Genomic DNA, 17,915 nt, shown 5'->3' with positions numbered 1-17,915 from the left:
GATGGTGGCGGGGGCCTGGTCTGCAGGGGCCCCTTGCTCGGGCTGCACAGTGGTGGTGGCGATGGAATGCGTTGCGTTGTTGTTCATGGGGAACTCCTTCTGCGGTGGATGGAACGTGATGCGGTACTTCAATTCGGTGCGCAATGGCTTGCGGACCCGGCACGCGCCCGCGCACCGCCCTGCGCCGTAAAGCGCATGCAACGGGTGCGAGGAATCGAATCGGGCGTTGCTGGCGGGCTATGCCGCCGCGCTGTGCAGCGCGTTGCGCTGGTGCTGGGCGATAAAGCGCCCCGCCAGCTCCAGCGACACCAGCGCCTCGTCCAGCGCCGGGGCAAAAAGCTGCCAGCAATGCACCATGCCCTCCCACACAGTGCATTCCGCATCCACTCCGGCCACCTTCAAGCGCGCAGCGAAGGTGAGTGCGTCGTCGCGCAGGATTTCGCGGCTGCCCACCTGCAGGCGCACGGGCGGCAGGCCCTGCAGGTCGGTGCGGTAGAACGGCGTGATGGCGGGCGAGCGCACGTTGCCGTCTGGCACATACATGGCGTTGAAGAAGCCCATCAGCTCAGGCGTGATGAAGGGGTCGTCCGCCACCGTGCGGTGCGATTCGCCTTCGCGCGCCAGGTCCAGCGCGGGGGACAGGGCCACGATGGCGGCGGGCAGCGGCAGGCCCTGGTCCCGCGCGCGCAGCGCGGTGCACAGCGCCAGGTTGCCGCCGGCGGAGTCGCCCATCAGCGCGATGGCCGATGCGTCGTAGCCCTGGTCCAGCGCCCACTGGTAGGCGGCCAATGCGTCGTCATGCGCGGCGGGGGCGGGATGCTCGGGCGCCAGACGGTAGTCCACATTGAGCACGCGCGCGCCGCAGAACTGCGCGAGGTACGAGCACAGCGATCGGTGCGATGCGAGCGAGCCAAACACGAAGCCGCCCGCGTGGTAGTAGATGACCAGCTTTCGCGGGTCGGCCTGCGGGGTGCTGAGCAGCTCGGCGGCCATGGTGCCGCTCGCGCCGTTGGGCAGGCGCAGGGTTTCAATGGGCAGCAGTCCCTGGGCCAGGGGCATCTGCGAGTTGCTGGCGTCAAACCAGGCGCGCAGCTGCGCGGGGGTGGCTTGCGCGGGTGGCAGGTTTTGCGCGGCCATCTGCAAGATGGCTTCGAGCTGTGGTGCGGACATGTTTTTGTCTCCTCCGATTTTTCTTTTGTTCTTTTCTTAGAGGTAGGTGGAAGCCAGCCCGCCATCCACCGGCAGGTTGATGCCGCTTACCCAGCGCGATGCATCGCTGCACAGGAAGGCGATCACCGGCGCCACCTCGTCGCTAAAGGCGGGGCGCTTCATGCGGTGGGCGTCTTTCTCCACGCGCTCTTGTCCCAGCATCTGCACAAAGTCGCCCAGGATGGGCGTGAACACCGGGCCAGGGGCCACGCAGTTCATGCGCACGCCGCGCTCCATGAAGATCTTTTGCGACTGGGTGTAGGTCCAGACGATCAGCGCCTCTTTGAAGTACTGGTAGCAGGTCTCTTGCGGCACGGGGTGCGCGGCCAGCCACTTCGCGCCTTCTTCAAAGCTTGCGGTGGCGCCCAGGGCGCGGTGCTGCTCCAGGCGCTGCGGCCACTCGGCCCCCAGGATGGAGGCAATGTTGACGATGGCGCCGCCCTCGCCCATGCGGTCCAGCACGCGGTGGGTGAAGTGGCGCAGGCCCAGGTAGTTGACGCGGCCCACCAGCTCCGCCGGCGCGGTGCCCGGCACGCCCGCGATGTTGGCCAGCGCATCGACCTTGGCGGGCAGCTGGGCCACGGCGTCGTTGATGGCGGCGGGGTCGCCCAGGTCCACCTGCACAAAGCCGTCGAGCGTGAGCGTGGGGGCGTTGCGGTCCACCCCGATCACGCGGGCGCCTTGCAGGCGGGCTAGCTTGGCAAAGTCTGCCCCAATGCCGGAGCAGCAGCCGGTGACGACGATGGTTTTGTTGTGAAGGGTCATGGTGGTTGTCTCCAGAAAATGTTGTGTGGTCTTGGGGTGGTGTGGTGGCGTTTGTGCGGCGCTTCGACACGCTCAGCGTGAACCGGCTGGGGCGCGCTGGTTCATGTCGTCACCTACAAACCGCTCGGGCTGAGCCTGTCGAAGCCGGGGCACAACACCCGCCCTGCCTTCGGTAAGCTCAGGCTGAACGGGGGTTGGTGCTCTGTCAGAACGGGAACTGCGGCACCGTGTCCTTCACCGTGATCCACTGCCACTGCGTGTACTCGTCAATGTCCGCCGGCCCGCCCACGCTGCCCCCGTTGCCACCTACGCCAGGGCCGCCAAAGGGGTTGGTGCATTCGTCGTTCACCGTCTGGTCGTTGATGTGGACCATGCCCGCGCGCAGCCGCTGGCCGATGGCCATGGCGCGGCCCACGCTGGGGCTGATGACGGCGGCGGCCAGGCCGCCCTGGCTGGTGTTGGCCAGTTGCACCGCCTCGTCGTCGGTGCGGAAGGTGACGAGGTTGGCCACGGGGCCGAAGGGTTCTTCGTCAAACGAACGGATGCCGGGCTTGACGCCGGAGAGCACCGTGGGCTGGTAGCACAGGCCGTGGAAGGTGCCGCCCGCCTCCAGCTTGGCGCCCTGCTGGATGCTGTCGTGGATCACGCGGTCAAAGCGCTCGAGCTGCTTGGCGTCGATCATCGGCCCCAGGGCCACCTGGCCGCTCGCGCCGTCGCCCACCGGCAAGTGCGTGGCCTTGCCTACCAGGCGTTGCAGGATGGCATCGGCAATCGATTCGTGCACCAGGATGCGGTTGGAAGCCATGCAGATCTGCCCCTGGTGGAACCATGCGCCAAACGCAGCGGCGCTGGCGGCGGCGTCCGGATCCGCGTCTTCCAGGATGATGAGGTTGTTGGCCCCGCCCAGCTCCAGAGACACCTTTTTGAGGTGCTGGCCCGCCAGCGCGCCAATGCGCCGGCCCACCGTGGGCGAGCCGGTGAAGGCGATCATGGGCACACGCTCGTCCACCACCAGCGCCTCGCCCGCCTCGGCGTCGCCGGGCACCACCTGCAGCAGGCCCGCGGGCAGGCCCGCCTCTTCAAACACGCGGGCCATGATGAAGCCGCCGCTGACGGGCGTGCGTGTGTCGGGCTTGAGCACCACGGCGTTGCCCAGTGCGAGCGCCGGGGCCACCGAGCGCAGGCCCAGGATGAGCGGGAAGTTGAACGGCGAGATCACGCCCACCACCCCGTGCGGCACGCGCCGCGCAATCGACAGGCGCCCGGGCGTGCTGGGCAGCACCTGGCCCTGGGCCTGCATGGGCAAGGCTGCTGCCAAGTGGCACAGGGTGATGGCCTCGCGCACCTCGTGCTGGCCCTTGGGCAGGATGGCGCCCGTCTCCCGCGCAATGGCCAGGGCCAGCTCATCAAAGTGCTGCTCAAAAATGCTGGCGGCGCGGTGGAACACTGCTGCCCGCTCGCGCGGCCCCTGCGCGGCCCACGCGCCTTGCGCCTTGGCTGCGCGGCCAATCGCGGCCTGCATGTCGGCCGCGCTGGCAATGCCCACGGTGCCCAGCACCTCGCCGGTGGCGGGCTCGGTGACGTTGCGTTCGCCGCTCAGCGTGGTTTGCCACGCGCCATCAAAAGCTTTGCCCGCCCACAGGCGGTTGTCCAGCAGGCCCGGTTTTTCTGACATTCCCATTGCGTTGCTCCTTGGTTGTAGGTTGCCCCCGTGTGCATCAATCAATGCAGCGCGGCGGTGTGGCTTGGTTTTGCAACGCGCATACCAGCCGGGCCTGCCAAGGCCGCTGCAAGATGCTCGAAACCGGGCTTTTTCAGAGGGGGCGCTACGGACTTTCCCTAGGCTCTTGGTGCGCTGGCATGGGCGACTTTTTGGCACCAAATCGTTACGATTCATCATCAAATGCAGCTACTGCAATTGTTCAAATGATCACTTTTTGATGAATTTTTGATAAAGCCCCGCCCATGCCCAAACGCCGCATCTCCCTGGCCGACCTGAACCGCACGGCCATCGGCCTGGGCCAGACCCTGCTGGGCGCCACGCCCAGTCCCCCGCCGCACGCGCTGGGCGGGTTTGATACCCATGGCATCAGCCAGCACGCCCACCCCACGGTAGCCGACATCAGCGAATGCCTGTTCTTCTCGCCGGGCGATGGCCGCATCTGGCTGCAGGACCAGCGCATGATCCTGCTGCACTCCGAGGCTCTGGGGTCGCTGCGGCGCGAGCTGATCGACAGCATTGGCCTGGACAAGGCGCGCGGCCTGCTGACGCGCGCGGGCTACGTGAGCGGCGCGCGCGATGCGCGCCTGGTGCGCCAGCAGTGGCCCGATGCCGAGCCCCAGGCCGCGGCCATCGCCGGCACCCGACTGCATGCGCTGGAGGGCGTGGTGCAGGTGGAGGTGGTGCACGCCCGCTACGACGCCGAGCTGGGCGACTACGACGGCGAATTCATCTGGCACAACTCCAGCGAAGACGACGAGCACATTGCCGCCTACGGCGTGGGCGGCTCGCCCGCCTGCTGGATGCAGGTGGGCTACGCCACGGGCTACGTGAGCACGCTGTTCGGCCGCATGGTGGTGTTCCGCGAGGTGGAGTGCCGATCCTCCGGCGCTGCACACTGCCGCGTAGTGGGCAAATCGGCCGAGCGCTGGGACGACCCCGAGCAAGACCTGTTCTACCTGAACGCGCAGGACTTTGTGGGCACCCCGCCCGCCGCGCTGGCCGACAAACTGCTCGGCAAGGCCCGCCGCGCCACCTACCTGGGCGTGCCGCAGCACAAGGCGTCGGACGCATCCCCGGCCCCCGACGCCTCTGCCACCATGGTCGGTGCCTCATCCGCCTTCAACGCGGCCTGCCACATGCTGCAGCGCGTGGCCCCCACCGCCGCCACCGTGCTGTTCACCGGCGAATCGGGCGTGGGCAAGGAGATGTTTGCCAGCATGCTCCACCGCATCAGCCCCCGCAGCAGCCAGCCCTTTGTGGCCATCAACTGCGCGGCCATTCCCGAGACGCTGGTGGAGAGCGAACTCTTCGGCGTGGAGCGCGGCGCCTACACCGGCGCCGGCACATCACGCCCCGGCCGGTTTGAGCGCGCCGACGGCGGCACTCTCTTCCTTGACGAAATCGGGACGCTCAGTTTGGTGGCCCAAGGCAAGCTGCTGCGCGCACTGCAGGAAGGCGAGGTAGAGCGCGTGGGCGGCACCCGCACCGTGCGCGTGGACGTGCGCTTGGTGGCCGCCACCAACGTGGACCTGCGCCAAGCCGTGCGCGAAGGCGGCTTCCGCGAGGACCTGTTTTACCGCCTCAACGTCTTCCCCATCCACCTGCCCCCACTGCGCGAGCGGCGCGACGACATCCCGCTGCTGATGAGCCACTTCCTGGCTCACTACCAGCGCAAGCACCAGCGACAGGTGCCCGGCTTTAGCCAGGCTGCCGTGAAGGCGATGTTTCACTACCCCTTCCCCGGCAACATCCGCGAGTTGCAGAACCTGATTGAACGGGCGGTGATTTTGGCGACGGACGGCGAGCCGATTGAGCCGCATCATTTGTTTGCGGGGGGTGAGCAAAGTGGCGGCGGGGTGATGTCGCTGCACTTGCAGGGCAACAGCGGGGGGACGTTGCATGCGCAGGGGGTGGCGGGTGTGGGGGCTGCTGCGATGCAGGTTCCGCAAGCTGCTGCGGCAGCAAGTGCGCGGGCTGGTGTGGCGCTAACGCCCGCCGCTACGCCAGTGGTGGCACCGCTGCACCAGGCGGAAGAGCAGATGCTGCGGCAGGCGTTGCAGAGCGCGGGCAGGAATGTGGCGCTGGCGGCGCGGTTGCTGGGGATCAGCCGGGCAACCATGGCGTATCGGTTACGGAAGTTTGGGATTGGAGTGAAACGCTGAGAAATCAAAGCGCGGCGAAGAAATCCCGTTGCAAAGTTCGGCTGGAGGCCCAGAGCCACATGGGCAAACTCAGAATACGCGAAACATATACAATTCGAATACGTTTCGCATAAAGGCAGTACCCCATGGGCATAGTCAAAATTTCCGACCAAATGCACGAGAACCTGCGTCTGGCCAGCACGGCGCTGAGCCGCTCCATCAACTCCCAGGCCGAGCACTGGATGCGCGTGGGCATGCTGGCCGAGCTGTACCCCGACCTGGACCACCGCGAGATTTGCCAGATGCTGGTGCGGGCCGAGCTGGCGGGTGGGCTGGATGTGGCGCTGGCGGCGCGGGGTGAGCTAGACAGCAAGCCTGCCGCAGACGCTCCTGCCGCACGCACCAGAAAGCAGCCGCACTGATGGCCCGCGCTGACCGAGGAGTGCCGATCCGCTCGGCCGACGAACTGGTGATGGCGCGGCGGGCCGCACAACTGGCGGCCGAGGTGCTTGCCATGATCGAGCCGCATGTGGTGCCGGGCGTGACCACCGACGCGCTGGACCGCCTGTGCCACGACCACATCGTGAACGTGCAGGGCGCGCGGCCTGCCAATGTGGGCTACCTGGGCTACCCCAAGACGGTGCTGACCTCGGTGAACCATGTCGTGTGCCACGGCATCCCCTCGCCCCAGCAGATGCTGAAGAAGGGTGACATCGTGAACATTGATGTGGCGGTGGAAAAAGACGGCTGGTATGGCGACACCAGCCGCATGTTCTGCGTGGGCACGCCCAGCGTGCTGGCCCAGCGACTGGTGCGCACCACGTACGAGGCGCTGTGCGCGGGCATCCGCGAAGTCAAGCCCGGCGCCACGCTGGGCGATGTGGGCCACGCCATTGCTACGGTGGCGCAGCGCGAGAACTTCAGCGTGGTGCGCGAGTACTGCGGCCACGGCATTGGCACCGTGTACCACGATGAGCCGCAGGTGCTGCACTACGGGCGGCGCGGCCAGGGGCTGCGGCTGGAGGCGGGCATGGTCTTCACCATCGAGCCCATGCTGAACGCAGGCCAGCGCGAAACGAAGGAGCTGGCCGATGGCTGGACGGTGGTCACCAAGGACCGCTCGCTCTCCGCCCAGTGGGAGCACATGGTGGCGGTGACGGACAGCGGCTATGAGGTGCTGACGGCGTGGCCGGGAGGTACGGGGGCTTATCCGGCGGTATAGCCAAACTGGCGCTGCAAAGTGGGTGCAGAGCCCAGCGCCCTTGCGGGGCAAGGGAACATCAGGCGCTGGGCAATTGCAGCTGGGCCCAAGCGGCCATCACATCGAGCTGCTTCTTGATCCAGTTGGCAGACATCATGTTGGCGCCCCAGTGGTGGACGCGCGCCACGCCCTCCCCCATGTTCCACAGGTGCCGCAACTGCAAGAACAGTGGCAAGGCGGCGAGGTCGGCATCGGTGACAAGGCCGCCCCCCGCGCGGTAGCCAACCAGGTACTGGTGCCAGCGCTTGAGCAAGGCGTCGTCGGGCTCCATGGGGGCCTTGCGAGGCAGATTCGACCACAGCCACACACACAGGTCATAGGTCAGGAACCCTGGCCCGGCGTCGTCAAAGTCAAAGAATGCGGCGCGCTGCACACCCTCAGCATCGGTGTACACATGGTTGTTGAAGCCATGCGTATCGCCGTGGCACATCACGCGGGTCAAGGTGCCCTCAACATCCGCCAACTCGCTCAGAAGGCGCTCAATCAGTTGCCGGTAGGCATCCAGCACGGAAGAGGCCAGCTCCGGATGGGCGGTAAGGTAGTCCAGCGTGCGGCCTGCAAGGTGGTGGCCGTCCAGCACATAGCGGCTTGCGGGGCCTGCGTAGCTTTGCGCGGCGCTGTGAATCCGCGCCAGCGTGGCGCCGGTCAGGTGCAGTTCCTCGGGCGTATCGGGTACAGCACCATCGCAGTGGCGAAACAAGACCAGCGCACGCGGCCCCTCAGGGAACGGCAGGGTAATACTGGCAGCACCATTCGCTGCCAAGACCGGCGTGGCCACGCCCACACCCTGTGCGTGCAGGTGGTCCAGCAACGCGACCTCGAAATCCACATTGAACGGACCGCGCGGCCGGATGGCGCAAAGCCGGGCCACGTAACGGCTGCCATCTGTGGCCCGCACGGCGTAATTGTCGTTGAGGTTACGGCGGATCAGGTAGCACTGCTGCACTGGCAGGCCATAGTGCTTCGCCACCCAATCACTCACGGCAAAGGCAGCGGCTGTGGTGTGGGAGACGACCAGGTTGAGGTCGTGAGAGGGGAGAGAAAGCATGCGGCATTGTCCATGGATGCAGCATGAAACCCCCGTGCGGCACGGTTCGATGGGTTGCGCCCAGATGTTTTGCTGAACCGCCAAGGCTGGTGCAAGCGGGAGAACAGCCATATCCCAAACAAATACCTCAAAGGGCTGCTACCGCCTGCTGGGATTGAACTATCGGTATCACACCTCAGCAATCCGCGTCGCCAGTACCATGGCAGCTTGCCGCCGCTATACGCATTGAAGCTACCCGTTTCCTCCGCCGGCAAACCATCCAGCATCGAGCCCATGCTGAACGCAGGCCAGCGTGAAACCAAGGAGCTGGCCGATGGCTGGACGGTGGTGACCAAGGATCGCTCGCTCTCGGCCCAGTGGGAGCACATGGTGGCGGTGACGGACAGCGGCTATGAGGTGCTGACGGCCTGGCCGGGTGGCACGGGGCCCTATCCCTCTGTGTGAAACGCGCAAGCGCCTGCCGCTTTCAAGCCAAATTGGCCGCTAGCGCTTGATGGGCGGGCGCAAGCGGTATCAAAACAATAGCAATCTTCGCTCGCGCACCACGCCAGCTTGTCCCCGCTGCGGGCATCAAGGGTTGCCTGGTGCCCTCCTACACACGGCCTGCCGCACCCGAAGCGCGCCGTGCTGTTGAGATTTCGCAAGGAAACTCCACGCGCCAGCACTAAATTCGAACGGGTGTCACCTCGGTCCGCCAAGGCGCCGCAGCCGCAGCGCTGGTGGGCCGGGCGAAGGAGACGACATGCACGAGCCGCCCCCATCGCCGGTACGTCCGTTCTGGACGCGCCCGATGCCAGAACTGTGGGCGGAACTCGGAGCGAACGAGCATGGCTTGCCGGGCACCGCGGCGGCCGCGCTTCTCAAAACCTGTGGAGAAAACGTCCTTCGCGCCGCGCCCCGCCGCGGGCTGGCGCTGGAGTTTCTGGCGCACTTGCGCAATCCCCTGGTGTTGCTGCTGCTGGCAGCCAGCGGCGTTTCTGCGCTGCTGGGCGATGTGACCAGCTTCGTGGTGATCGTGACAATCGTGGTCGGCAGCGTGACCTTGGACTTTGCTCAGGAGCACCGCGCCGCCAACGCGGCCCTTCGCTTGTGCGAGTCGGTCGCACTGCGGGCCACGGTGCTGCGCGATGGCGAATGCGTGCAACTGCCCGCATCGCAAATCGTTCCGGGCGATGTGGTGCGGTTGAGCGCCGGGGATCTCGTTCCGGCGGATGGCCGCATCATCGAGGCACGCGACTTTTTTGTGCGGCAATCCGCGCTCACGGGGGAGTCGTTCCCGGTCGAGAAAGCACCTGGTGACCTCGGCGACCAAGCGCAGGAGCCAGCCGATGCAGCTAACGCGGCCTTCATGGGCTCCTCCGTCATCAGCGGCAGCGCCACGCTGCTGGTATGCCGCACGGGTAGCGGTACCCTGCTGGGCGGCATGGCCGACACACTGCGCGAGCCCGCCGGGCCCACCGCCTTCGAACGCGGCACGCGCCGGTTCGGCCTGCTCATCCTTCGCATCACGTTCGTGCTGGTGCTACTCGTGGTCTTCACGCACCTGCTGGCCCACCGCCCTGTGCAGGAGACCTTCATGTTCGCCGTGGCGCTGGCCGTGGGCCTGACGCCGGAGCTGCTTCCCATGGTCGTTTCGGTCACGCTGTCGCGCGGGGCCCTGCGCATGTCCGAAAAGCAGGTGGTAGTAAAACGTCTCGCCGCCATCCAGAACCTGGGCTGCATGGACGTGCTGTGCACCGACAAGACCGGCACCTTGACCGAGGCAAGCATCCGGCTGGAGAAGCACGTGGACGCGCTCGGCCGCCACAGCCCCCGCGTGCTGGAGCTGGCCTACCTCAACAGCCGGTTCGAGTCAGGCTTGCGCAGCCCCCTGGACGACGCCATCCTGGAGCGACGGGAAGGCTGCACAGCGGGCTGGTCCAAGATCGACGAAGTGCCGTTCGGCTTCGAACGTCGCCGGGTTTCGGTGCTGGTGGAGCGCGGCGGCGAGCGGCTGCTGATCGTCAAGGGAGCACCGGAAGACGTGCTGCGGCTGTGCGAGAGCGTGGAAGAAGGCGCCCCGGATGGGGCAGCCGACACGCTGCGACCGATGTGCGCGGACTTGCGGCAGCAATGCCTTGCCCAGTTCGAATCGCTGAGCCGCGAGGGCTTTCGCGTGCTCGCCATCGCGTGGCGGAAGGTGCCCCCGGAGCATGCGCACGCGGCCGTGGACGACGAGACCGCCCTGGTGTTTTGCGGCTTTGCGGTGTTCCTCGACCCGCCCAAGGCCAGCGCTCCGCAGGCGCTGGGCCGGCTGCAGCGCAGCCATGTGCACATCAAGGTGCTGACCGGCGACAACGAATGGGTCACCCGCCACGTCTGCGCGCAAGTGGGCCTGCAGATCAGGGTTTTGCTGACCGGCTCGCAGATCGACCAGCTCGACGATCCCGCCCTGGCCGTGCAGGCGCAGCGGGCCGACGCGTTCTGCCGCGTGTCCCCCAACCAGAAGTGCCGCATCCTGCGCGCGCTGCGCCACAGGGGCCACGTGGTGGGGTTTCTGGGTGACGGCGTGAACGACGCGCCAGCGCTGCACGAAGCGGATGTGGGCGTCTCGGTGGATTCGGCTGTTGACGTGGCCAAGGAGGCCGCCGACATGATCCTGCTGGACCGCGACCTGGGCGTGCTGCATGACGGCGTGATCGAAGGGCGGCGCACCTACGCCAACGTGATGAAGTACATCATGATGGGCACCAGCTCGAACTTTGGAAACATGTTCAGCATGGCCGGGGCATCCCTGATGCTGCCCTTCCTGCCGATGCTGCCGGTGCAGATCCTGCTGAACAACCTGCTGTACGACCTGTCGGAAGCGCCCATTCCGCTGGACGAGGTGGATGCCGAGTATGTGCGCCACCCCCACGACTGGGATCCCGATTTCATTCGCCGCTTCATGCTGACGCTCGGGCCGGTGAGCTCAGTGTTCGACTTCGCCACCTTCTGGTTGCTGCTGACGGTGTTCCATGCAGAAGCGGCGCTGTTCCGCACCGGGTGGTTCATCGAGTCGATGGCCACCCAGGTGCTGGTGATCTTCGTCATCCGTACGCGGTCCGCCCCCTGGCGCAGCCGTCCCTCACCCTGGCTGATCGCAGCAGCGCTGGGGGTGGTTGCCACCGCCGTGCTGCTGCCGTTCTCGCCTTTGGCCTCGCTGCTGGGCTTTGTCTCGCCCCCGCTGGAGCTGCTGCTGCTGATTGCCGTGCTGGCGCTCGCCTACCTGGCGTGTGCCGAAGCCGCCAAACGCTGGTTCTACCGCAGGCTGCGCGCGGCGCCACACCCCCGGCCGAGGGTGCGCTTCGCCCGATGACCCGCGCGGAGGAGGCTCCGCCCTCGCAGGCTGAGCTGGCGCACCCGTCCTGGCGGCCAATGTGTGCCACTACAGAAACGGCGGCATGCCACCGCGCAGCTGGACCCTGTGCCGTGTCGGGGGTCGCCAACACGGCAGTGGGGGCGCTGGCCATCTACACGCAGATGTGGCTGCACGTCAGCCCCTCCCCCGCCAATCTGCTGGGTCATGCGACGGGCTTGCTGTTCAGCTGCTTTAGCGCACGCAACGATGTGTTCCGGTTTTAAGCCGGCGCCCTGCGTTGGACCGCCAGCGTTGGCCCGACCCAATACCATTCAGATCGAATCGACCGCCAGCGCTGGGCCGGTGCGGGCATGCAGCATCAAGACCATAGCATCGCTCCCCCTGCCTTCTACCTCCCTTCGGCAGTCAACTCTTCGCGCTCCCCGGCTCCGCCATCTGGCGGTGCCGCTCGGCCAACACCTGCGATGGCGTGACCTTGGCCATGACCACCTGGAGCTTGTTCTTCAGGCCCGCCACCACGTCGGCCTCGCCGTCCATCATGGCGTCGAAGCCGGCCTGCGCGACCTTCGCGGGGTCGGCTTTGTGGTCGTCGGTGCCCACCTGGGTGTCGAGCATGTCGGCGCGGGCAAAGAACTCTGTATCCGTGGGACCCGGCATGAGGCACGTCACGGTCACGCCCGTGTCCTGCAATTCATTGCGCAGCGCGGCAGCGAAGGAATCGATGAACGCCTTGGTGCCGTTGTAGACCGCCTGGAAGCTGCCAGGCATGAAGCCGGCGATGGAGCCGGTGATGAGAATGCGTCCCTGGCCGCGGCTGCGCATGCCGGGTGCCACGCGGTGCAGCAGATACAGCGTGCCGGTGACATTGGTGTCGATGACGTGGCGGACATCATCAAAATCCTGCTCCAGAAAGCCCTTGCCCAGCCCGTGCCCGGCATTGGCGAGCAGCGCGTCCACCGGGCGGGTGCCGATGGCCTCGCACAAGTCATCCACGCCCGGCTGGCTTGCCAAGTCGGCGTGCACGACGGTCACATGGGCGCCGTGGATGCGGAAGTCATCGGCGACATCATCCAGCGGGCGGTCTGCCGCCACCACAAGGTCAAAGCCTTGCGTGGCGCAGCAACGGGCCAGGTGGTAGCCGATGCCGGACGAGGCACCAGTGACCACCGCAAGAGGGCGAGAGGGGATCGAATCCATGGCGGAACTCCTGAGCAAAAGGCCATGGTCAAGCAGGCGCCCGATGGCCCGGGTGGGTTAACACGCCGTGGAAACCCACCGGCCGTCCTACAAGCAGAAACGACGCTCTGGCCCGGCGGTGCCAGGGGATCGCCGCTGCACGCCTGTATCGTCCCGTAAGCGATTGTTCTGGCGCCGGCGTCCTACTGGCGTGCAGCCACGGATGTTCGAGCATGGGTTTTCCGGCGGCCTTCGGGCTGCCGCTCTCCACGTCATCCACCCTTTAGCGAAGGACCTCCCATGCCCCCTAACGCACTTTCTCCATCCGGCCTGCGAGCGCGCGCCCTTGCCGCGCAGCGATGGTGGGCCGCCCCGCTGATCGCGGCGGCCGCTGTGGCATTGACCGCCTGCGACCGCAAGACAGACCAGACGCCCCCCATCGGCTCCCCGGCGGGATCGACCTCGCCCGGCGCGGGGACTGGCGCCCCGGGCACACCCACCATGGGCACCGACAGCCGCAGTGATGGCGCCAATGCGTCAGGCACGTCCAGCTCCGTGGGCGGAATGGGCGGAGCGTCGCCTGGGCCTTCGGATTCCAGCACCGGTGCGGGGACGAATGCGGGGGGCAGCTCCACTCCGGGCGCCGACAGCGCAACCGGCACCGGAGCCACGCCGGGGGGACTCGGTACCAGCGGCGCGGGCGCCGGCAGCGCGGGCAACCCGGCGTCAGGCGCTGGTGCAGGCAGCGGAGCAGGCAGCACATCCACGCCGAGCGGCGCAGGTGCCAACGCGGGTTCGACCAACAGCACGCCCAACAGCAGCACCGGCAATGCCACGCGATGATCTGCCCCCGGGGTCCGGCACCGCTGGCGTTGCCGTTGCCGAGCAGTTCACGGCGCGCAATGCCCACGGGCAGGCCACGCTCATCCGCAAGCGCGCCGCCAGCGTCCACGAGGACAGTCTGGGCGGCCTGCATTTCGGTGGCGGCGCGGCCGACTTTGAACTGACAGACGGCTCGCCCGTGGTGCGGGTGGACGAATCCTCCTACCGCATCGTGCACACGGGCGAGGTGCTTCGGCGCGAGGAGGGCCAACACGGGAGCACCTGCCGCCCGGACCATCCAACACCGGCGAGCCCACTACCGCCTGCGCCTTCGCGCACCTCTTCGACAGGCGGACGCTGAGCCATCTACCTCACGCTTGAACTCTCCGCCGGAAACCAGCGGCGAAGATCAGCAGGCTGCCACCCGCGTGGCCCCGGCCTCGGCATCCTGCAGCGCGGAGTCGATCAACGCGTAGTGCTCCGGCACATTCAGCGCGGGCGCGTGGCCGCATCCGGGCACTTCCACCACCCGCGTCAGGCCGCGCAAACCGGGGCCTCGGGTCAGCATCTCGGCCGTGGTCTCGCGCAGCACCAGGTCCGACTGCTCGCCGCGCAGGCACAGCACGGGAATATCCAGCGCGTCGTAGTGGTCCCAGATCAGATAATCGTTCTCATGCTGCGTGAACTGCTGCACCATGGCCGGGTCGTAGTGCGGTGTCACACGGCCATCGGGCAGGCGGCGGGTGCTGCTCTCAGTCAGCAAGCGCCACTGCGCGTCGCTGAGCCAGCCATAGGGTTGGTACACCTGCCGGAAGAATGCCTCCAGCTCCCGCACCGTGTCGAATGCAGGCGGGTGGCCTGCGTAGGCCTTGATGCGTTCCAGCGCGGCATCGGCCAGGCGCGGGGCGTTGTCATTGAGCACCAGGCTCTGGATGCGGCATTTGAGCCGCGGCTGAAACAGGCCCGATGCGCACACCGTACCGATGGCCCCACCCATCGACGTGCCAACCCAATGGGCCTTGTCAACGGAAAGCTCGTCCAGCAGGTCGGCCGCAATGCGGGCATAAAACGAAAGGCAGTACTCGTCCTGTGGCGCACGCGCCCACTGGCTCAACCCCCGCCCCAGCGTGTCGGGGCAGATCACGCGATAGCGCGATGCCAGATGGGCAGCGAGTGGGTCCATGTCCCGCCCGGTGCGCGCCAGGCCGTGCCAGGCGATCACCACCGGGGCATCGGATGCGCCCCATTCCATGTAATGGATTTCATAGCCAGCGCAGGTGGCGTAGCGTGAGGTGGGAGACATGATGGCGACCTTGTGGAACAGAAAAACGGAAAAGAGGAAAGGACCGGCGGCTTACTTCATGAGGCGGCCGTTGCTGCCGATGACCGTGACCTCGACATAGCGCGAACCGATGCGGTTGGTGGGCGAGTAGCCCAGCGTGACGCCGCCGAGGTCGAAGCTCTGCAGCGACTCCAGCGCCTTGACGACCTTGGCTCGGGTAGGCGCTGGGCCCGCCCGGCGCAGTGCCTCCACCAGCACCTTGGCGCCCAGAAACTGCTCGAAGCTGGTGTAGTTGATCTCGGCCTGGGGCGCGTATTTCTTGAGCAGCGCGTGGTACTCGCGCACCACCGGCAACTGGGGCCGGTAGGGGTAGGGAACCACCTGGCTGATGCCCAGTCCGTGCGCGTTTTTCAGGCCTGCCAGCCTGACCAGCTCGGTCGGGTCCACCACCGAGATGTTGTAGAGCTGCGCGCCGCCACCCTGCTCGCGGTAGCGCTGGATAAAGGCTGCCGCTGGCTTGTTCACGGCGATCATGATGACGGCGTGCACATCGGCCGCCTTGATCGCCTTGACGGCCTCATCGACCTTGTCGGTGTTGCGTTCGTACCCTGCAGCCACCACCAGCTGGAGGTTGCGCTTGGCGAGCGCGGCTTCCACGCCAGCAAGGCCCGCCTTGCCAAAACCGTCGTCCTGGTACATCACGGCCACGCGGTTCATGCCCAGGGTGGTGAGCTGCTGCACCATGTGTTCGGCCTCGTCGCCATAGCCCGCGCGCACATGGAAGATCCATGGGTTGAACGGGTTGCGCAGGGATTCGCCCCCCGTGTAAGGGGCCACCAGCGCGGCACCGCCCTCCTCCAGCACGCCGTCTGCCAGCAACTGGGTGATGTTCGCCGTGCCCGCAAAGCCGTACAGCGCCACCACCTCGGGTTTGGCCAGCAGCTCGCGGGTGAGCTTCACGGTGTCGGCCACCTTGTACGCGTCGTCCACCACCGCCTGGCGGATGGTGGCGCCGTGCACGCCGCCCTGGGCATTCACCCAGTCAAAGTAGATCTTGCCGCCCAGCACCATCTGCGTGCCGGTGCTGGCCAGCACGCCGGACAGCGGGGCCACTTGCCCCACCACGATTTCGGCGGCTTGCAGCGAAGGTGCCGCGGCGCCCCCCCCGACCACCGCCAGTGCGGCCACCCAACGGCGACCCCATGCCTTGACCTTGTCCATGTCGATAAATCCCTTGGTTGTGTGGCTTGCAGCCGCACCCGCGGGCGGCGCAGGGGCCGTAAGCCCGTGCGCCTGCCCTGCAGGCAGAGGAAACGGCGTTTCGTGCAAAGCTCCCTGGACTCAATCGGGAATGACAATGGCGCCCGCCGTGATGGCGATGGCGTCGGCTGCAGCCGGTGTGCTGGCCGGCGGCGGCACATTGGCGGCTGTGATGGCGGGTGCGCTGCCCGGTGTGCCACCACGTGGCACCGTGCGCACCACCTGGCTGCCCGGCAAGGCCTTGCCGCTGGCGAGGTGGTCGTACACCGCGTCGAGCGCGTGGTTCAGGTACACGTGCAGCGGCACATAGCGGGTGTCATAGCCCGGCAGCACCGCGGGCAGGCCGATGAACGTGTCGAAGTGCTGGGCGTTGGCCACTTCCACATAGCGGAGCTTGCTGGCCGCACCTTCGATCTTCTTGTTGAGTGCGGCATAGGGGCGCGAGGTATGGCTCACCGGCAGCAGTGCGTCAGCACGCCCGTGCACGATGACGGCGGGCTTGCCGCGCAGGTTGCCGCTGCGGCGGGTTTCGTCCACACCGGCTTGCAGCTTCCTGGCCGCGGCATCGGTGCCGGTGACCAGGTTGCGCAGGCACAGGGCGCCCGCCAGATTCCAGTCAGCCACGCCAGCGGCCGACACAGAAAGAAAGTCGCGCGCGGGCCCGAGCTTGCCGAGGTTGTTGACCAGGTTGATACCGCCCGAAGGAGGCACGCCGTTGCCGGTCGCAAACAGGGCCGGCAACGCAGCAGCGGCGAGTGGGGTGACACCACCTGTGGGGGCGGTGGCTGCGTAGCTGAAGCCGCAGAGGTGGTCCTGCACGCTGGCGCGCGAGAGGCTGTTGGCAAAGGTCACGGCCACCGCGGGGGAAACCTCGAACGCGGCCATGGAAACATGCAGATCGTTCGACTCGGGCTCCCAGCCATAGGAACGCAGCTTTTGCAGCGCCTCCTCGGCTTGCGTGGCCGTAGTGCTGGCCGTGAGCAAACCCACCGCCCTGAGCGAGGCGCAGCGGTTGGGCGCGATGGGCAGCGCAGGTGCCGCAAACCCGGCCGCGAAGGCGGCTGCAAAGGGGCTCGTGCTGACCGAGGGCGCAAGCGCCGCGCAGGCCTGGTAGAGATTGGCGTAGGTGGTGAAGTCCACCAGTGTCTTGCCCGTGACGGCCACATCGGCACTGCCGCGGCGCACCGTGACGCCGGGGTTGGCCGGCATCTCGATGGCAGGCTCGGACACGGCCACGCCGCTGATGAGGCCTTGCGTGTCCTGCTCGGCTGCCGCAATCGCGGCCCCCCCACCGTTGGAGATGCTGGAAGCGATCACGATGGTGTTGGCCGGGGTCAGCGTCTTGAGGCGCTGGCCCGCTGCGTCGGTGGCGCCGTAGCGCTGGTTGAGCACGTAGTAGCCAAATTCCACGGCCTGCAACGTGGTGGTGCCCCAGTCTTTCTCGGCGTTCTGGCCCGAGTGCGCATGCTTGAACGCAAAGCGGTTGGGCGTGGCGGTGTTGAAGGCACCCAGTTCGGAGGCCGTGAGGCCGGCGTTGAACGCCGCGTTCTTGCCCGCAACGCCCGCACTGGAGCGCGTGCCATCGATCAGCGGCACGGTGTCGTTCTGCAGCTCGTGCGGCGCGCCGCCCGTGCCCTTGTCGGAATACGCCACCGCGCATCCCTTCTTGAGGCCCCACTCCCCCGTGGAGATGCCGCCATACACCCCGCGCGATCCCGAAGACGTGGCGGTGATCATGCAGGGCTTCTTGGGGTCGAAACTGGCGGGCACCTGCACCATGAGGGTGACGTTCTTGCGGCCTGTGCCATCGTCGGCGAACGCGATGTATTCAGTGCCCGGCACTTTGCCTTCACCCGTGGTGACCTTGCCCTGCGCATCCACGTTGGGG

Annotated in this window: 15 protein-coding genes and 1 pseudogene; 8 read left to right on the top strand and 8 right to left on the bottom strand. The window is 67.0% G+C overall.

Annotation, left to right across the window (positions count from 1 at the left end; all coding sequences use genetic code 11):
- Positions 1-237: 237 nt before the first annotated feature.
- From MRY84_RS03730 to MRY84_RS03720, 3 genes are all read right to left on the bottom strand, one after another.
- Positions 238-1,170, bottom strand: coding sequence for an alpha/beta hydrolase (locus tag MRY84_RS03730; RefSeq protein ID WP_291504410.1), 933 nt, complete (start codon positions 1,168-1,170; stop codon positions 238-240).
- A gap of 36 nt (positions 1,171-1,206) precedes the next feature.
- Positions 1,207-1,974: a coniferyl-alcohol dehydrogenase gene (locus MRY84_RS03725; RefSeq protein WP_291504409.1), complete on the bottom strand. Its 768-nt coding sequence runs from the start codon at positions 1,972-1,974 to the stop codon at positions 1,207-1,209.
- A gap of 205 nt (positions 1,975-2,179) precedes the next feature.
- On the bottom strand, positions 2,180-3,655 hold the full coding sequence (locus tag MRY84_RS03720) for a benzaldehyde dehydrogenase (protein WP_291504408.1): 1,476 nt from the start codon (positions 3,653-3,655) through the stop codon (positions 2,180-2,182).
- A 284-nt stretch (positions 3,656-3,939) separates the two neighbouring features.
- Here MRY84_RS03720 and MRY84_RS03715 point away from each other — a divergent pair, with 284 nt between their 5' ends.
- The 3 genes from MRY84_RS03715 to map all read left to right on the top strand — a co-directional run bounded on the left by MRY84_RS03715 (position 3,940) and on the right by map (position 7,060).
- On the top strand, positions 3,940-5,859 hold the full coding sequence (locus MRY84_RS03715) for a sigma-54-dependent Fis family transcriptional regulator (RefSeq protein WP_291504407.1): 1,920 nt from the start codon (positions 3,940-3,942) through the stop codon (positions 5,857-5,859).
- A 125-nt stretch (positions 5,860-5,984) separates the two neighbouring features.
- Positions 5,985-6,260, top strand: a complete 276-nt coding sequence (locus MRY84_RS03710) for a ParD-like family protein (protein ID WP_291504406.1) — start codon at positions 5,985-5,987, stop codon at positions 6,258-6,260.
- Positions 6,260-7,060 (top strand): type I methionyl aminopeptidase, encoded by an 801-nt coding sequence (map, locus tag MRY84_RS03705; protein ID WP_291504405.1) that lies wholly within the window; start codon positions 6,260-6,262, stop codon positions 7,058-7,060. Before MRY84_RS03710 ends, map begins: the two co-directional genes overlap by 1 nt.
- 58 nt (positions 7,061-7,118) lie before the next feature.
- Here the strand turns inward: map and MRY84_RS03700 are convergent, their stop codons facing one another.
- On the bottom strand, positions 7,119-8,147 hold the full coding sequence (locus MRY84_RS03700; RefSeq protein ID WP_291504404.1) for a phosphotransferase: 1,029 nt from the start codon (positions 8,145-8,147) through the stop codon (positions 7,119-7,121).
- Between the two features lie 261 nt (positions 8,148-8,408).
- Here MRY84_RS03700 and MRY84_RS03695 point away from each other — a divergent pair.
- The 3 genes and pseudogenes from MRY84_RS03695 to MRY84_RS03685 form a co-directional block, all read left to right on the top strand.
- Positions 8,409-8,591, top strand: a pseudogene (locus tag MRY84_RS03695) (type I methionyl aminopeptidase); the annotation flags it as partial.
- 298 nt (positions 8,592-8,889) lie between these two features.
- The gene (gene mgtA, locus MRY84_RS03690; RefSeq protein ID WP_291504403.1) at positions 8,890-11,484 is read left to right on the top strand and encodes a magnesium-translocating P-type ATPase; all 2,595 of its coding nucleotides are present in this window, start codon (positions 8,890-8,892) and stop codon (positions 11,482-11,484) included.
- Positions 11,485-11,597: 113 nt separating this feature from the next.
- Positions 11,598-11,750: a hypothetical protein gene (locus MRY84_RS03685; protein ID WP_291504402.1), complete on the top strand. Its 153-nt coding sequence runs from the start codon at positions 11,598-11,600 to the stop codon at positions 11,748-11,750.
- Positions 11,751-11,892: 142 nt separating this feature from the next.
- Here MRY84_RS03685 and MRY84_RS03680 read toward each other — a convergent pair whose 3' ends face one another.
- Positions 11,893-12,684 (bottom strand): SDR family NAD(P)-dependent oxidoreductase, encoded by a 792-nt coding sequence (locus tag MRY84_RS03680; protein ID WP_291504401.1) that lies wholly within the window; start codon positions 12,682-12,684, stop codon positions 11,893-11,895.
- 279 nt (positions 12,685-12,963) lie between these two features.
- On the opposite strand from MRY84_RS03680, the gene MRY84_RS03675 reads away from it, so the two are divergent.
- Both MRY84_RS03675 and MRY84_RS03670 read left to right on the top strand, forming a co-directional pair.
- Positions 12,964-13,506 carry a hypothetical protein gene (locus MRY84_RS03675; RefSeq protein WP_291504400.1) on the top strand — a complete coding sequence of 181 codons (543 nt, stop codon included), beginning with the start codon at positions 12,964-12,966 and terminating at the stop codon, positions 13,504-13,506.
- The gene (locus MRY84_RS03670; protein WP_291504399.1) at positions 13,493-13,846 is read left to right on the top strand and encodes a hypothetical protein; all 354 of its coding nucleotides are present in this window, start codon (positions 13,493-13,495) and stop codon (positions 13,844-13,846) included. The genes MRY84_RS03675 and MRY84_RS03670 overlap by 14 nt, the downstream gene beginning before the upstream one ends.
- A 48-nt stretch (positions 13,847-13,894) precedes the next feature.
- On the opposite strand, the gene MRY84_RS03665 is transcribed toward MRY84_RS03670, so the two are convergent.
- The 3 genes from MRY84_RS03665 to MRY84_RS03655 form a co-directional block, all read right to left on the bottom strand.
- Complete coding sequence (locus MRY84_RS03665; RefSeq protein ID WP_291504398.1) at positions 13,895-14,788, bottom strand: alpha/beta hydrolase; 894 nt, start codon at positions 14,786-14,788, stop codon at positions 13,895-13,897.
- A 51-nt stretch (positions 14,789-14,839) separates the two neighbouring features.
- Complete coding sequence (locus MRY84_RS03660) at positions 14,840-15,988, bottom strand: ABC transporter substrate-binding protein (RefSeq protein WP_291504397.1); 1,149 nt, start codon at positions 15,986-15,988, stop codon at positions 14,840-14,842.
- 120 nt (positions 15,989-16,108) lie between these two features.
- Positions 16,109-17,915: 3-hydroxybutyrate oligomer hydrolase family protein (locus tag MRY84_RS03655; RefSeq protein WP_291504396.1), on the bottom strand; the 1,807-nt coding region annotated here is incomplete at its 5' end.

Source organism: Acidovorax sp., from assembly GCF_022763525.1.
Taxonomy (GTDB): Bacteria; Pseudomonadota; Gammaproteobacteria; order Burkholderiales; family Burkholderiaceae_C; genus Acidovorax.
Note: the sequence above shows the minus strand (reverse complement) of the source record. Positions and strands in the feature narration are given on the sequence as shown.

Excerpts from the sequence above, each read along its gene's own strand:
- MRY84_RS03730 (WP_291504410.1), bottom strand. The coding sequence starts at position 1,170 with ATGTCCGCACCACAGCTCGAAGCCATCTTGCAGATGGCCGCGCAAAAC.
- MRY84_RS03725 (WP_291504409.1), bottom strand. The coding sequence starts at position 1,974 with ATGACCCTTCACAACAAAACCATCGTCGTCACCGGCTGCTGCTCCGGC.
- MRY84_RS03720 (WP_291504408.1), bottom strand. The coding sequence starts at position 3,655 with ATGGGAATGTCAGAAAAACCGGGCCTGCTGGACAACCGCCTGTGGGCG.
- MRY84_RS03715 (WP_291504407.1), top strand. The coding sequence starts at position 3,940 with ATGCCCAAACGCCGCATCTCCCTGGCCGACCTGAACCGCACGGCCATC.
- MRY84_RS03710 (WP_291504406.1), top strand. The coding sequence starts at position 5,985 with ATGGGCATAGTCAAAATTTCCGACCAAATGCACGAGAACCTGCGTCTG.
- map (WP_291504405.1), top strand. The coding sequence starts at position 6,260 with ATGGCCCGCGCTGACCGAGGAGTGCCGATCCGCTCGGCCGACGAACTG.
- MRY84_RS03700 (WP_291504404.1), bottom strand. The coding sequence starts at position 8,147 with ATGCTTTCTCTCCCCTCTCACGACCTCAACCTGGTCGTCTCCCACACC.
- mgtA (WP_291504403.1), top strand. The coding sequence starts at position 8,890 with ATGCACGAGCCGCCCCCATCGCCGGTACGTCCGTTCTGGACGCGCCCG.
- MRY84_RS03680 (WP_291504401.1), bottom strand. The coding sequence starts at position 12,684 with ATGGATTCGATCCCCTCTCGCCCTCTTGCGGTGGTCACTGGTGCCTCG.
- MRY84_RS03675 (WP_291504400.1), top strand. The coding sequence starts at position 12,964 with ATGCCCCCTAACGCACTTTCTCCATCCGGCCTGCGAGCGCGCGCCCTT.
- MRY84_RS03670 (WP_291504399.1), top strand. The coding sequence starts at position 13,493 with ATGCCACGCGATGATCTGCCCCCGGGGTCCGGCACCGCTGGCGTTGCC.
- MRY84_RS03665 (WP_291504398.1), bottom strand. The coding sequence starts at position 14,788 with ATGTCTCCCACCTCACGCTACGCCACCTGCGCTGGCTATGAAATCCAT.
- MRY84_RS03660 (WP_291504397.1), bottom strand. The coding sequence starts at position 15,988 with ATGGACAAGGTCAAGGCATGGGGTCGCCGTTGGGTGGCCGCACTGGCG.